This window comes from Lentisphaera marina (genome assembly GCF_028745505.1).
In the GTDB taxonomy this organism is placed as follows: domain Bacteria; phylum Verrucomicrobiota; class Lentisphaeria; order Lentisphaerales; family Lentisphaeraceae; genus Lentisphaera; species Lentisphaera marina.
In genome coordinates this window covers 2,462,150-2,476,397 of the sequence record NZ_JAQZZL010000001.1, presented here as the reverse complement: position 1 = coordinate 2,476,397, position 14,248 = coordinate 2,462,150, and the positions used below count along the sequence as shown (strand labels likewise).

Annotated in this window: 9 protein-coding genes; 4 read left to right on the top strand and 5 right to left on the bottom strand. The window is 41.8% G+C overall.

Annotated elements, in window-relative coordinates; translation table 11 throughout:
- The first annotated feature begins 76 nt into the window (after nucleotides 1-76).
- Nucleotides 77-1,537: a sulfatase-like hydrolase/transferase gene (locus PQO01_RS09950; RefSeq protein WP_274313860.1), complete on the top strand. Its 1,461-nt coding sequence runs from the start codon at nucleotides 77-79 to the stop codon at nucleotides 1,535-1,537.
- Nucleotides 1,538-1,870: 333 nt separating this feature from the next.
- On the top strand, nucleotides 1,871-2,644 hold the full coding sequence (locus PQO01_RS09945; protein WP_274313859.1) for a type II secretion system protein: 774 nt from the start codon (nucleotides 1,871-1,873) through the stop codon (nucleotides 2,642-2,644).
- Between the two features lie 153 nt (nucleotides 2,645-2,797).
- On the opposite strand, the gene PQO01_RS09940 is transcribed toward PQO01_RS09945, so the two are convergent.
- The 5 genes from PQO01_RS09940 to PQO01_RS09920 all read right to left on the bottom strand — a co-directional run bounded on the left by PQO01_RS09940 (nucleotide 2,798) and on the right by PQO01_RS09920 (nucleotide 9,673).
- Complete coding sequence (locus PQO01_RS09940; RefSeq protein WP_274313858.1) at nucleotides 2,798-3,868, bottom strand: GntR family transcriptional regulator; 1,071 nt, start codon at nucleotides 3,866-3,868, stop codon at nucleotides 2,798-2,800.
- The gene (locus tag PQO01_RS09935) at nucleotides 3,861-4,922 is read right to left on the bottom strand and encodes a GntR family transcriptional regulator (RefSeq protein ID WP_274313857.1); all 1,062 of its coding nucleotides are present in this window, start codon (nucleotides 4,920-4,922) and stop codon (nucleotides 3,861-3,863) included. The genes PQO01_RS09940 and PQO01_RS09935 overlap by 8 nt, the downstream gene beginning before the upstream one ends.
- A gap of 195 nt (nucleotides 4,923-5,117) precedes the next feature.
- A complete protein-coding gene (locus tag PQO01_RS09930) occupies nucleotides 5,118-6,791 on the bottom strand; it encodes a sulfatase (protein ID WP_274313856.1) in 1,674 nt (557 codons plus the stop codon).
- A gap of 9 nt (nucleotides 6,792-6,800) precedes the next feature.
- Nucleotides 6,801-8,258, bottom strand: a complete 1,458-nt coding sequence (locus tag PQO01_RS09925) for a sulfatase family protein (RefSeq protein WP_274313855.1) — start codon at nucleotides 8,256-8,258, stop codon at nucleotides 6,801-6,803.
- Nucleotides 8,259-8,272: 14 nt separating this feature from the next.
- Nucleotides 8,273-9,673, bottom strand: a complete 1,401-nt coding sequence (locus PQO01_RS09920) for an MFS transporter (protein ID WP_274313854.1) — start codon at nucleotides 9,671-9,673, stop codon at nucleotides 8,273-8,275.
- Nucleotides 9,674-9,984: 311 nt separating this feature from the next.
- Between PQO01_RS09920 and PQO01_RS09915 the strand changes: the two genes are divergently transcribed.
- Both PQO01_RS09915 and PQO01_RS09910 read left to right on the top strand, forming a co-directional pair.
- Nucleotides 9,985-12,975, top strand: a complete 2,991-nt coding sequence (locus tag PQO01_RS09915; RefSeq protein ID WP_274313853.1) for a glycosyl hydrolase — start codon at nucleotides 9,985-9,987, stop codon at nucleotides 12,973-12,975.
- Nucleotides 12,938-13,846: a hypothetical protein gene (locus PQO01_RS09910; RefSeq protein WP_274313852.1), complete on the top strand. Its 909-nt coding sequence runs from the start codon at nucleotides 12,938-12,940 to the stop codon at nucleotides 13,844-13,846. The genes PQO01_RS09915 and PQO01_RS09910 overlap by 38 nt, the downstream gene beginning before the upstream one ends.
- Nucleotides 13,847-14,248 lie beyond the last annotated feature (402 nt).

The following is a 14,248-nucleotide window of genomic DNA, read 5'->3' as shown; positions in this document are numbered from 1 at the left end:
AAGTTTTTCATTTTCTATGGTGTTTTAAAATACCTAAAGTCTTGACTAAAATATTTGTAAATAAAAAGGATTAAATATGATGACATTCAAAAAAGTGGCATTGGCCATGTTTGTTTTTATGACCGGAACAGTAAATCAAATTTTTGCCGAAGAAAAACCTAATGTAATTGTGATTTTAGCAGACGATATGGGCTATTGGGACACCGGTTTTAGCGGGGGGCCAGTGATCGAGACTCCTCATTTAGATAAATTAGCAGAGCAAGGTATGATTCTGACAGATTTCTATGCTTGTTCCCCTTGGTGTTCACCATCCCGTTCAGGTTTGTTAACCGGTCGTCACCCCTACAGGACTGGGATATATGGACCGATCACTCTAAAAGATGGACCAAACTTACAGGGCTTAGGTGCTGAAGAAATTACTATTGCTCAAATTTTGAAAGATGCGGGCTATGATACATGTCATGTGGGGAAATGGCATTTGATTGGTAAAAAGGGTGACCCAACACCGAACGAATTCGGTTTCGATCATGCTTTTTGGACCGAGCAGGATGCTCGATCTAATATTCTTAACCCAGCAGGGTTTATCCGCAATAAGACACCCCTGCCAAAACTTAAAGGCTTGTCGGCCGATCTCTGTGTGGATGAGGCTATTTCCTGGCTTAAAAATCGACCCGATCAGGGTAAGCCATTTTTTATCAATTTTTGGGCGCATGAAGCACATTCACCACATGGGACAACGGATAAATATAAACAACAATACCGTAAACACTATCGGGAAAATGAATGTGTATTCTATGGTATGGTTTCACACATGGATGCAGCTATTGGCAGACTTGTTGATGAACTGGAGGAGCAGGGTCAACTCGACAATACGTTAATTTTATTTTCGGCCGATAATGGCTGTGAAATTATCGTGGGGAATAATGAACTCGATCCGCGACGGGATACAAATCATGGTAATGCCGGACCTTTGCGTTACTGGAAGGGTTTTGTCTATGAAGGGGGGATCCGAGTTCCGGCCCTGGCGTTTTGGCCTAAAGTTATCAAGCCAGGACAGAAGTGTTCTGAGCCGATGTCGACGCTCGACTATATGCCTACTTTGTGTGCGATTACAAAGCAAGCGGTACCAGATAGGAATGTTGATGGTGAAAATATTTTGCCCTTATTGAAGGCCAGGGCCTTTGAGCGTGACCAGCCTCTTTTTTTCTGGTCAGGTGGACGTGATCGCCATAGTGTTGCTTTAAGAGATGGCAATTATAAGTTGATGGCAACTGAAAGTTTTGGTGATCTAGAACTTTATGATCTTAGCGTAGATATTCGCGAAAAGAAAAATATTGCTGCGGAGAAGCCGGAAGTGGTGCAACGCATGGTAGCTATTGCCAAACGGATCAAAGCTGATGTTGCGAAAGAGAGAGATTCTCTGGATTCGGTGAGTTGGAATTCTTCATTTTTGTTGACTCCTGAAGAACGAAAAAAGTACAAGAAGGAAGTTTGGAATAAAAATATGCACACAACTCTTCCTGACAAAAAGAATTAGAATCAGCAAAACGGGCTTTTAAATGAGTGGATATCTAGGGGGAAATGAATTTCTTAAGTTTTTCTCTTTAGAGTCCTTAGTTTTTATTGTCCTAATTTGTCTTTTTAACTAAGTTTGCTGTTTAAATATTAGTGAATCCAATATTTTCTGTTTGTTGGGTTGACTATTTACGGATTTTTTTTCTGATTGATTTTGTTTGGGGAAGAGCTTAGTGCTACAGGTTTTTAAGAATTCCACACAAAATAAAAAGACAAGTATTGACATTGTTCTTTGTTCGTATTATTATTCTTATATAATTAAATTTTCCTCATGTTTTTATAAAGGATTGAACTTATGGAGAGCAAGAGATTTACACTAATAGAGTTGCTTGTGGTAGTAGCTATTATTTCTATACTGGCTTCGCTTTTGTTGCCGGCTTTGGGTGCTTCTCGAGAGAAAGGTCGGACGGCTGTTTGTAAATCTAATATGAAACAGATAAATGTCGCCACCTATATGTATGTAGCTGATAATGACGATTATTACATGATGAACACGGATGATAGTATCAGTTGGGATGATCGCCTTGGAATTTACGATTCTCGTGATTTATCAATGACTCAACAAAAGTTGGATGGAAATCAATTTCCCTTGTTGAGCGGCTTGAGTGCATCAGCTAATAAGTTATATACCTGTCCATCTGATGATGTAGAGAGAGTTGTAGGTCGTTACACAAGGACTTATATTCCAAGTCGTTATAGAAATGGGACCTGGCAGAAAGGTATTATAAACGAAGTAAATTATCCTGATCAAAGTAGAAGAATCACTGAAGTCACCAGTCCTTCAAAAAGTATAGCTTTCTTTGAGCATTATGGTGAGCATAATGCTATGAGTAATGTGGGGAATCAAGCGGATTCACAAGCCCCATGGATATTTAATGCTACAAGTGATTATAAGCATAAAGATTTATACATGAATTTTTTAATGGTTGATGGAAGTATCATGTTCACGACATACATCAATACTATTCAGGTTCATAGTCAAAGACCTGGTTACCGAACTGAGACTAATCCGTATAGTATTGGTTATGGTAGTAGCTCTGTTATAGGAACTTTCTGGGACTGTGACTAGTTTTGTATATTAATGCTCATTTTTAATTATTGTGAAGTGATCATATTTATAATAAAAATAATCAACTTTGATATTTTGGCGAAAATAATTCAATAGTCCAATTTAGCCAACTTAGAATAAAGAAAAATGATCTAGTCAGTTGAGTATTTTTCCTCAGCGAACGATGAGTTCCGGAGTGATGTAATCGAGTTGCTTATGCTTAGGGCCTTCAATTTCGATCACTCTAAGTTGGTGAGCGATTGCAAAGGCGATTTTTTCGGGATCAGGGAAAAGGCTGGTAAGATTATTTTTAAGGGCAATTTCACTGTTATCTGGGCAGAAAATATGAGGACATTTTTTACCTTCACTAGCCAAGCTTGAAACCAAAAACTGGGCATCTTTATCGGATAGGGCGAAGTAAGCATCGCCTTCTTTGTGCTCTTTGGCATTCTTGATCCAGGCGTTGATCATGGCTTGATAATCTTCAGGCAAAATAATTTCTTCAATCTCATTTAAGCTGCGACCGTGTTCGAGCCATGCTTTTTTAAAACCAGTTACTCGCAGGCTGAATTGTTCGTGCCAAAAATTTGGGTAATCCAGACTAACACCAATGAGTTTCATGCGTTTTATATCTTGATGGTGATTTTTAATAATGTGACTTGCCAAAAGTTCTCCACCGTAGACATTGTCGATACGTACACCTCTAGGAAGATGTTGATTGAGGGGAGTGACGCAGGATGTAACAATTTTGCTGTTGAAATAGTCGAAAGTTTCTATGGGCCAGTTGCCGACTAAAATAATGGAGTCATAGGCTTCGTACGATTTCTGAAAGACTTCATTTTTATCGTAATGTATTTGGTAGTCAACTTCGATATTGAATCGCTTTTTATTATGTTGCAGTGCCTGATAGATTCGAGTTTGATAATCATTGGTGAGGCCTTGTATGTTTTTTTCAGCTAAAAAACAAAGCCTAAGGGGAGTTCCTGTATCTACGCTATTGGGAACGTATTTGGGGTTGGCTTTATAACGCCCGTTGGACATGGGGTAGATGTAATTGTCTTCATAGAGTCTTTTCAAAAGTATGGAAATGGTCTGTCGTGAAATGTCATAATGTTCACCCAGAGTCCTGACCGGGGGGATCGCTTTGTCGGTTGGGAATTCACCTGCAGAAATTCTTTCTTTAAGTGACTGTAAAATAGTGTCAGATTGAATATGAACTGATTTAAATACTTTGTTCTTAGGCATTTGAATCACTCCCGAGATTGTTGTTTTGCTGACGTGTAATGACTTGTCCGGGGATGATGTCGGTCTTCATTTCTTTTTTATTTCTCAGCTGTTGGATTAAGGCACTGCACAGAGCTTTGGTGTCTGAGCCTATGCTACTTATGGAGAATTCGTCAAGAGCAGGGTGATCATCGGCCATCGCAATAAGGGCCTGAGAATTCCATTGTCCTTGTTTGTCTAGGACGCTGTGAAGTTCAGGGAGAAATTCTGCTGTGAAAAGGATAAAAGCATGAGAGCTGTCAATGTTGCGGAGTTCATTGTTGAATGTTGTTAATCGTTGAAAAAGGTCGTCTTCTGCGGTGATTGTTTTTATATCACTTTCGAGTTTTCCTGCACGTAACCAACTCTTGAGTACGCCTAGATAATACAGCTCAATTGATGAATCATGTTTTGCGGGTTTTAGCACAACAAGTTTGGAGAACTGCCTGTTACAGATTTCCTGACCGGCCAGTTCTCCGTATTGGAAATAATCGATTCTCACGGAGGCTGCCTGAGGTAAATTCAGGGGCGGATTTAGTGTGACGCTGGTTATTTCCTTAGACTGGAATTGTGTTTGTAGGTTTTGTGGGCAGGCTGTGGCGATAATGGCGGCATCGCAGTCGGAAAAGTCCTCAAAAGAAATCAGCTGCTCTGTGGGGTTTGCACTTAGAGATAGAGAGATTTTAAGACCTTCCTGATGTTCCGTGAGGTAGTGAAAGATTTTAGCTTCCAGTGGATCTTCCAGATAACCATTGCCTTTGCTGACAAAAGCTACTCTTAATAACTCATCGTCCTTACCGCTAAAAATAAATCGAGGGTGTACTTTGTTGCGTCCTGTATCGTCGCTGACCAAGTATTGTTCTTCACAGAGTTGATTCACTGCATTCCATACAGTGTGACGCGAGCAGCCAATGGCTGTCGCCAAGCTACGCAGAGGAGGGAGTAAGCCATCGGTAGAAAAATCACCTCGGGTAATTCGTTCTTTTATGATTTGGCAAACGTCATTTTTGCCGAGGCGCTTTTTAGGTGCTGTCATAAGTGGATTTCTTAAATTTATTACAGTCTTAAATTACTTTATTATAAAGCATGCATCAATGACGATTTTATTATAATTATAGTGAATTACTTAAAAAATAATGACATTTTTGATTTTTGTCATTAAATGTCTGTGTTGAGTAGGGGGGGGTGCCATTTTTTAACCTGAAATCATTTGTCAGCTAGCTACTGGAAGTTATTGATTATTTTTTACTCTCGAAGATCTTCCTTGTGGCCATGACTGGTCATAGTCGGAGAAGATGTTATGGAATTCTCTAGCTGTTTTTAAGTGCTTTTTGTAAGCGCTATTTTGTATAGGGACATAACGCTTTTCAACTGTCTCATTTATCCAGCTTGTGAGTTGCTTAAATAGTTTTTGAGTACGTTCAGGTTCCTGGTTAACTAAATTGTGTTTTTCTTCCAGGTCATTTTTAATATTGTAGAGTTCTAATTTTCCTTCCCAGTTGAGGATTAACTTCCAGTCTTTGTGGCGGATTGCTGATCTTGGTGATGTTAAATCGCCTTTTTTAAGGCCGACACCTACATAAAATGGGTAATGCCAATAAAAAGTATCACGATTATATTTATGGCTCTCTGAGTCTGAAAGCAGGGGCACGAGTGATTGACCATCGCCATAAGTTTGATATTGATCAAGTGGGTATTGACCAAGTTCCAGAAGAGTGGGGAAAATATCGTTGATGTCGACAGGGCGATCACAGCTGCTTGCTTTGAACTTCTCTGGTTGCCAAACAAAAAATGGGACGCGAATGCCACCTTCGTAGAGCAGTGCTTTTTCCCCTTTAAGTGGAGCATTGTTGCTAATGCTAGCTTTGCCATCTTTGTCAGGACGTTTAATTCCACCGTTGTCTGATATGAACATAATTACGGTATTGTCGAGTTGTCTGGTTTCTTTTAGTGTGTGTACCATCTCGCCGATTGAATCATCCAGTGATTTGAGCATTGCTGCATAGGTGGGGTTTTGGTGCCCGTTCCATCCTCGAGTGCTTTTATTAGTGAAATACTGAATATCTTCCTTTTTTGCCTGCAGTGGTGTATGTACTGCAAAGTGGCAAAAATAAAGGAGAAAAGGTTTCGTGGAATTTTGTGATTTTCGTATGTAATTACAGGCTTGCTTAGTTAGATCATCAGTGAGGTAGTCTTCTCCGGTTACTTCGCCGCTTTTGCCGTGTTGAAGATCTGATTGAGCCATTTTTTTGTGAACTTTCTTATTTTTGTCCCATAGCTTACGCCAGTTGAAGTAGGGTGATCCACCAGCGTCGAACCAGGCAAGTTCTTCAAAGCCTTGATCAGAGGGCGAATAGCCTTCCGAGCCATGACCTCCTAAATGCCATTTGCCGAGAAAAGCAGCCTGATGATTATGCATGGCTTCTGCAAAAGTTGTTTCATCTCTTGGCAAGGCAATGTTAGTTATCCCCTGGGTGAGTGGCCACGGAGCAGAGCCTGTAGAGTTATAAAATCCATCCTGTTTGTAAAAGCCTTGAGGAGGTGTTTTACCTTGATTGTAATGGGTTTTGTAGTTGCCTGGGGTAGCGGTCATAAAGCCTAAGCGTGAAGCGTGTTTACCTGTGATGATACTGGAACGGCTCGGTGAACAAAGGTGGGTAGCATAAGCCTGGGTAAACATGACACCTTCATCAATCAGTTTATCTAAATTTGGGGTTTCGTGATATAGCTCGGAGCGATTGACGTCTTTTGTTTTACTCGCATAGGCCGCGATATCCATGTAGCCTAGGTCATCCGCCAGGATGAAGATGATATTGGGAGATGGTTTAGCTTTGGCATGAATGTTTGTTGTAAGGCCAAGTGCAAAGCACAAGGTGATGAGTTTTGTGATAGTGTGTATAGGCATAAGATGTTTTTATTTGATTTTAAAATAGTGTTGAAACCATTTGGCTTCACGACCAAACTTTTCCACAAAGCCCTGGCGCTTTTGCTGGTCTCTCCAATGACTTAGTTTTTTCTGTAAATGACTTGCGACTTCGGGGTATTGTTTGATGAGATTTTTTCTTTCAGGCAGGGGGGCATTCATGTCAAAAAGCATTTCTACACCATTTTCGAGTTCGAAGTACTTCCATTTTTCTGTGCGAATGGCCGACTGACCCCAGAACCTCCAGTAAAGATATTCGTGGGGTGAGGAAGAGTCTTTTTGTGTTAAATAGGGCATGAGGTTCACACCGTCGAGTTCATTCTTTTGAGTTTTAATTCCCGCAAGAGCCAAGGCAGTTGCACCGGCGTCCATTGTACTTAGGGGTTTATTGTAGGTTTGAGCAGGGATTGTGCCTTTCCAATAAACGAGGTAGGGGACTCGTACACCGGCTTCTGAGATCATGCCTTTTTCGCCCACTAGGTCACCATTTAGGGAGCCGTCCCACCCGGGTTTATCAAAAGGGAGATCTGCCATTTTGATGGCTAGAGGCGCGCCATTGTCTGCAAAGTAAAAAATAATCGTGTTTTCTTCGATCTTGTTTTTTCTCAAAGAATCCATGATGGCACCCACCCCATCGTCAATTGCAGCTAGTGAGGCCAATGCCCAGCGTCTGCGCTCGGCCATGTTTCCAGGGAAGCGATCAAAGTATTTTTCTACAACTTCCAGAGGCGTGTGAGGCGCATAGTAATTAAGGTGGAGAAAAAAGGGCTTATCGCTATTTCTTTTCAGGAAGGCAAGAGCAGCATCAGTTTGTTTGTCGACGCGAAAAGTTTCTTTATCCACGATGCGTTTGGGGCTCACAGAGCGACCTTCCAAGTCGAAATTTCTTAAGTATGCATTCATCGTTCCATCATAAAACTCAGTATAGCCACGATTCATGGGTAAATAAGGGCTTTTTAGTTTATCGGGTATTCTCGGGTTCTTTTGTTTGAGTCCTTCAGGCCAATTTTCTTTCATCCAATGGCGGCTGTTTCTGTTAGGTTCGAGATGCCATTTTCCAACAAAACCGGTGATATACCCCTGTTCGCGCAGTCGCTCTGCAATAGTGACTTCATCAAGGGCCATGGGCGCATAATAATTACCATCTAAACCGAAACGGTTCTGATATCTGGAGGTGACAATGGCCGCACGGGAAGGTATGCACTGAGGTGCGGTTGAATAGCCCTGGGTGATGACAGCGCCACTTTTTGATAGAGCATCTAAATGAGGCGTCTTTAAGTCGGGAGATGAGTTTTTATAAGGGCTGAAATCGGCATAGCCGTGATCATCAGTTAAGATGATAATAATATTGGGAGGTCGGCTTTCTTTGGCCAAGAGCTGATGAGCGCAAAGAGTTAAGATAAAAAGTGAAATAAATGCTCTCTTGTTGAATTTGGCAGTTTGCAGCATGCCTTTGTCCTTTGTTATTTACTTAAATTTTTAGCATCCAGAAGACGCCGAGTTTCTTCAGATTTAGCCCGAGTAATGGGGTAAAAAATAAAAATGATGATGCCAGTAATCAGGCCTGCAGCCTGAATGATGATGAAGAGATTGTGGAGCGTATTGGCTACTTCCGGAGCGACGCCTTGTGAAGCGTCACTTGCACCTGCAAATTTTATAACAAGGCCACCAGTAAGTCCAGTGATGGCGACACCTGATTTTAAAGCCAGACTTTTAACTGCACCAAACATACCTTCACGTCTTCTTCCGGTACGTAATTCATCTTCATCGCAGATGTCGGCAGTCATAGAATCAATAAGCAACCAGCAGGCCTGCTGACCCATGCCATAGAAGAAAAATGAGATGGCTTGAGGGTGATATTTAAAGCCCCAGACTTCATGGACTTGAAAGCCAGGTTGCATAGTGAAAAACATTGAGCCCACAGCAATGAGAGTGAGTATCAGACCGGCAATCAAGGTTTCTTTTTTGCCGGTTTTGACTGAAATAATATTGGCTAGGCGAAGGCCCAGGTACGCACCGATAACAGCGAACATACCGCCAAGTGCATAGACTTCTGCAGCTAATTTTTTATCACCATCAAAAACGTGGTAAATGTTGACGTAAAGCGTTAGAGCCGCAGAAGTGAGTGTGCCAGCGACAACAGTTAAATAAGCGCTGAGTAATAAGCGAAATGAGCCATCTTTAACTGTTTCCAGAAGAGCTTGGCCGAGTTTAAGTTTATCCTTTTCCGGTTCGGTGATTTTTTCACGACAAAAAAGAGCCGGAGTTAAGCCAGTGATAAGTATGCTAAGAGCTACAATGAAGCTGACCCAACGAGCACCTTTTAGAATGTCTCCTTCGAAAACGTCGTTCTGACACCAGGCGTAAAGGTTGGGGAGGCATAGACCTGCTACTAAACCTACGTACATACGCCAACTCATAACTTTAGTGCGTTCATCATAGTCATTACTTAATTCAAAACCCAGGGCTGTGTAGGGGATGATAAACATTGTATAAGCCAGGGCATAAAGAGTGCTAATAATGGTGAAATAGATAATAGTTGCTTCTTTTCCAGAAAAAGGTGGCATCCATAGCAGGGGAAGTAAAATGGCACATAGCAGGGTGCCTGTAAATATCCATGGGCGCCTGCGTCCCCAGCGACTTTGAGTGTTATCTGATATATTCCCCATGAGCGGGTCAGTTATAGCGTCAAAAAGACGGGGAAACATTAGTGCCATACCTACCCAGACAGGATCAACACCCAACTCAATATTATATATGGGGAGTGCGAGGATCATGAGAGTTTGAAACATAAAGTTGTCGGCCCAGCCGCCTGTCCCCCATGCAAAACGAGTTGAGAGGGATACTTTCTGAGTTTCGTTCATAGATCTACTCTTTATTTATTGCTTCAATACAGGTATGTAAATCTCAAGTTAATGAGCGTGAACTGAGATTTTAGCTTCATTAAATTTTTCTAGACTATTTTCTTCTGTCTGATTTGTCAAGCTGAGATGTCATATTTAGTCATCTTACTAGAGATGTTGCTATAGTTTGCTTGTGTGAACAGTTTGTTTTGTTGAGTTAAAATTTAATTAAATGACAAGATTTGACTTATTTTTAACTTCCCTGTATCTTAATGGTAAATATCGATAAATCTCAAGTATCCCGAGATTGTAATAAATTAGGATTCAATTTAATGAATAGAGAGCACTTGCTTAACCCGGACAGGCAATGGCGTGGTAAGCCCTTTTGGTCATGGAATGGTAAACTGGAGAAGGAAGAACTGTTTCATCAGATAGATGTCATGAAGGAAATGGGCTTTGGTGGTTATTTTATGCACTCACGTACAGGTCTGGAGACCGAGTATCTAGGTGAAGAATGGTTTGATTTAATAAATGACTGTGCTGACTACGGTGATTCTTTAGGCATGGAATCATGGTTATACGATGAAGATCGCTGGCCGTCTGGTTTGGCAGGTGGTTTAGTGACTCAGCACCCCGAGTTTCGCCAAAAAGCCATTCTGCTTGAAGTTGACCCATCTGATAAAACCGAAAATGTAATCGCTGAATTTAACTGTGATTTGGAAGGAGCCGTATGTACCAATCTTGGTAAGGGTAAGAATCTTTTGCGCTTTTCCATTATCGAGCAGGGTAGAAGTGGTTTTTATAATGGTTTTACTTATGTGGACACCATGAATCGCGATGCGACCGAAGCTTACTTACAATCAACTCACGAGAAGTATGCTCAAAAATGCGGTGACCGCCTGGGTAAATCCATTAAAGGTATATTTACTGACGAACCCCATCGCGGCGCAGTTTTAGATGGTTTTTCGATGTATCGCGAAGATGGTGCAAGTACAGTTCCCTATACGCAAAAACTTTTCGAGGAATTTGAAAAGCGCTTTGGCTATGACTTGATACCCAAATTACCCGAACTTTTTCTGCAGATAGATGGTGAAACTATCTCTCCAGTTAAATGGCATTTTGTGGAATTGTTACAGCAGCTGTTTATCGAAAATTTTGCTATACCCTGTCAGCAGTGGTGTAAAGAACATAACTTAGTTCTAACGGGGCATGTCTTACACGAAGATAATTTAACCAGTCAGACAGCCATGTCGGGATCCATGATGCGTTACTACGAGCATATGGATTTGCCGGGTATAGATGTTCTGGGTGAACATAATAAAAATTACTGGATTGTTAAACAACTGGCTTCCGCTGCTCGTCAAACGGGTAAGACTCAGCTCTTGACCGAGACTTACGGATGCACAGGTTGGCAAATGCCTTTCTCAGGTCATAAGGCTGTGGGCGATTGGCAAGCATTACTGGGTATTAATCTTCGCTGCCATCACCTGTCCTGGTATACTATGCGCGGAGAAGCGAAACGAGATTATCCTGCGAGTATACTGCATCAGTCAGCTTGGTATAAAGAGTACAAACACGTGGAAGATTACTTTGCCCGCTTTGGCATGATGATGGCGCAGGGGGAAGCTGTATGTGACGTGCTGGTGATCAACCCTGTTGAGAGCGTGTGGGCTCAAGTTCATTTGGGTTGGTCAAATTCTCTTGCACTTCAGGATCAGAAAATACAGAACCTTGAAGATGATTACCAAAAGCTTTTTAGCTATTTACTCGAGAGTCAGATTGATTTCGATTATGGTGATGAAGAGATGCTTAGTCGTCTAGCCAGTGTTGAAGGTAACTTATTTCGCGTTGGGAAAAGCAGCTACCGATCAATTGTGGTCGCGGGTATGGAGACCATGCGCTCTAGCACTTTAAATTTACTAAAAGCTTTCCAGGAGGCTGGAGGTGAAGTCATTGTAGTAGGGCAGGTACCCAAGTATATCGATGCCGTGAGAGCCGAATTTCCGTCATTTATAAGTATTGAGTTCAGAAAAGAAGTTTTATTAGCGATGCTGCCTAAGCCAATTGCCACTGTTCAGGCTGAGGATATTTTCGGACAAGTAAGAAAGACTGATAAGGGGCTTATTTTTGCAGCTCTAAACGTCAATCGCGATGAACGTCGAGAAAATGTTGAGTTAAAAGTTGCTGATTCAGGTCATATTTATGAGTTGGATTTAGAGAGTGGAGAAATGTTTGCTGTGCCTAGTGAATACAGTAATGGCCTAAGGTGTTTCACAACTGACTTTGTAAAAGCCGGCGAAAAGATTTTTTACATAAGTGCGGAACCCTTAGCTGACATAAAATCCGAAACCCCATCTGAAGAGTTGATAGAAAGCCCTGTCTTAGGTGAATTTGAGTACAGTTTAGAAGAAGATAATATTTGTGTTTTAGACTTTGCCAGCTACCGCCTCAATGAGGGTGAGTGGCAAGCCGCACAGGAGGTTTTAAAGATTGATCAAGAGATTCGTGATCAGTATGGAATCATGAGACGGGGAGGCGAAATGCTGCAGCCCTGGTTTACCAATCAACAAGAAGTAAAAGAGCTTTGCGAGCTGGAACTCACTTATGATTTTGAATTAAACGACCTTTCAGGACCAGTGGATTTAGTTCTGGAAGAAATTGAAAAATTCCAGGTTTTCGTCAATGGTCGTGCTTTGGATTGTTCGCAAACACAGCGATGGATTGATATAGCTTTTCATCGGATAAAAATCCCCCGGGATTTACTTCACGAAGGGCACAATACCATAACTCTTAAAACAGTTTATACAGAGATGAGTAATGTGGAAGCTATTTACCTCCTTGGTCAATTTGCGGTAGAACTCACGGGGATAAAGCGTCACATCAAGCCAATGCCAGATAAAGTGAAAATTGGCGACCTTTGTAAGCAGGGCTTTCCTTTTTATTCAGGTTCTTTCATTTATAAAATCGCAGTGCCCGAAGGGAGTCAAAAGTTGCGCTTACCGCAAATTGGCGGAGCCTGCGCTAAACTCGATGATCAGGTTTTGGGCTGGGATCCCTTTGAAGCTAAACTCAGCGGCAAAGAAGAGCTTGTCGATCTAAAGATAGTTCTGACGAGAAGAAATACCTTTGGCCCCTTGCATGACTCCGTTCCAGGTAGATACTGGATAGGTCCTCAGCATTTTACAACTGAGGGTGATGAATGGTCAGATGAATGTGTCTTTGTGGAATCCGGGCTTCTCGAAGTTCCTCTCGTTTATATAAATCAGGAAAAGAAGAATCATTTACATGAAAAAAATAATTATTATAACACTCTGTCTGTTTAGTCAGCTTTTACTGGCTGATACAAAAAAAGCCAAAGAAGACTGGGCCTATCTGGATAATGGTCACATTAAAATTGGCCTGGATAAATCACGAGGGGCCTGCATTGGTTTTTTAGGAGAGAGTAAAACGGGGAGAAACCTCCTCAATCATTTTGATGAAGGTCGCTTTGTTCAGCAATCCTATTATGGGAAGAGTGATGGTTCAGACTGGAATGGAAAACCATGGGTTTACAATCCGGTTCAGGGTGGTAGCTGGGATAAGAAGCCCGCTCGTTTACTTAAATTCGAACGCGATCCGAAAAAGCAGCTCATGTACTCCAAAGTAGAACCTCGCCGCTGGTCCAGTGCCAAGCCTTGTCCGGAAGCCTTGATGGAGCAATATATCACGCTTGACGGCAAGTTGGCTAAAATCAATTTCATTATGAATTACACCGGGCCGGATCAGGGGAAAGCAAGGCACCAGGAGATGCCCGCAGTTTTTGTGGACGGTGCCTTAAAAAACTTTTATTACACAAAAGAAGGCAAGCTCATTAGTGAGGAACCGCGAGTTTTAGCTGAAAATAAAAGAAAAGGTAAGGATGGTCTACGCAAAGGTACAAGCAGTTCAGAGTGGGTAGCCTATGTGGACGATAATAAATGGGGCGTAGGAGTTTATACTCCGGGAACAACTAACTTCACCTGTTATAAAGCCAGAGGTAATGGTTCAACGGGACCTAAGGGCTCGTCCTGCTCCTATGTTTCACCAATAAGAACTTTTGCTCTTACTACGGGTTTGGAAGTTAACTATTCTGTTTACCTAACGGTAGGTACTCTTGATGAAATCAAAGAGCGATTCGAAGCCTTAAAAAAATCTAATACTAACAAGGTGCGCTAGGTCTCCCGGGTCTCCGTGGACTTTTAATTGATTATTTTTTAATGATCTGCTTCCGTGAGCACATAATATCATTGAAGTAGAGGTGTCCACGGGGAGGGCTAATTAAAGACGCAAGTTCGCCACCTTCGGCGATGATTTTTTTATTCCTTTTCCCCTGGGTTCCCGATGGTCAACAGGACTAAAATTATTTGCCACCTTCGGCGACAGCTTTTAGTAGTGGGGATCTGTTTTGCCTGTTGGTGAAAAAATTTGCGGATCTCGCACAATAAAGAGGCTGTGTGAAAAACAAACCTTTAGGTACAATGTACCGACAGAAAGTAGCGTGCAGCGGTAGCTGCACGTAAAATATAATTAGGGGTTCAAGGTGCAACGCACCGACACAAAATATTGAATGTGTCGGAC